This is a genomic window from Oleiphilus sp. HI0080 (assembly GCF_001635135.1).
This window is the reverse complement of record NZ_LWFU01000882.1, coordinates 1-1084: the sequence shown is the minus strand read 5'-3', so window position 1 is coordinate 1084 and position 1084 is coordinate 1. Positions and strand designations below refer to the sequence as shown.

1 protein-coding gene and 1 pseudogene are annotated in these 1084 nt (G+C 45.3%); both read right to left on the bottom strand.

The features are described from left to right. A pseudogene (locus A3751_RS17590) lies at positions 1–303 on the bottom strand (hypothetical protein); the annotation flags it as partial. A gap of 173 nt (positions 304–476) precedes the next feature. Beyond that, positions 477–1084, bottom strand: a 608-nt coding sequence (locus tag A3751_RS17585; protein WP_068458313.1) for a methylenetetrahydrofolate reductase, incomplete at its 5' end; no start/stop codon positions are given.

Below are 1084 nucleotides of genomic sequence, written 5' to 3'. Positions count from 1 at the left end.
TTTAGAGAATGGCGCGGCTTCATTCACCAAGGGTAAAAAGTTGTATTCGAGGTTAAATTGGTTCAACTCTAAAGTGAGCTGCGTATCCTTGGCGTCGTTCAGAATGATTTCATTGATGGGTTTAGGATGTGCATTTTTATCGACGAGATACAGCTCAAGCTCAGAACCATAAGACTGAGGCCCTTCACCAAAACCGGGTTCAGCTAAAAGTGCGCGGAAAGTGCGAAGATTGTCATTGAGTGCGTCTCTGAAATCGGCATAATCCTGATCGCTAAACTGGGTTTTATCAATATTCTGACCCACACCGTCTCCTTGGAGATTTTGTTGTTGGAATATGCAACTTGAGTGCTTAGCCTGTTCGTTTATCTCTGCATGATTATGGTTGGAATGGGCGACGAGTAAAAGTAGAGCGGCAAAAAAAATGGCCTGCCGGAGTAGGGCAAGCCATTGTATTGTGTTGCTTTAAGCGCGAGTGATCAGAATTTGATTTTCTCGTTATCGCTTAGTCCAAGGTTATCCCAAATCTTGAGTGAGGGTTCTGCTTGGTTCATGCTGTAGAAGTGTATGCCTGGCACGCCGGCCGCTAGCAATGTGTCGCACATTTGGGTCACCACTTCTTCGCCAAATTTTACAATGCTCGCTTTATCATCACCATACGCTTCAAGCTGCTTGCGAATCCATCTAGGAATCTCCGCTCCACACATATCGCTGAAACGCATTAAATTGGAGTAGTTGGTGATTGGCATAATGCCTGGGACGATTGGAATATTAATACCCATCGCCTCAACCCGATCAATAAAGTAAAAATAAGCGTCCGGATTATAAAAGTACTGTGTAATCGCACTACTTGCGCCAGCATCCACCTTGCGTTTGAAGTTTTCTAAATCCACTTCCGCGCTCGGCGCTTGTGGATGAAACTCAGGGTAGGCCGCTACTTCTATATTAAAGTGATCGCCGCTATGTTCTCGAATGAAAGCGACCAGTTCGTTCGCGTACTTTAATTCACCTGTTGATCCGCCCATGCCCGAGGGAAGATCACCACGTAGTGCAACGATTCGGTTCACTGCACGTTCTTTATATAAAT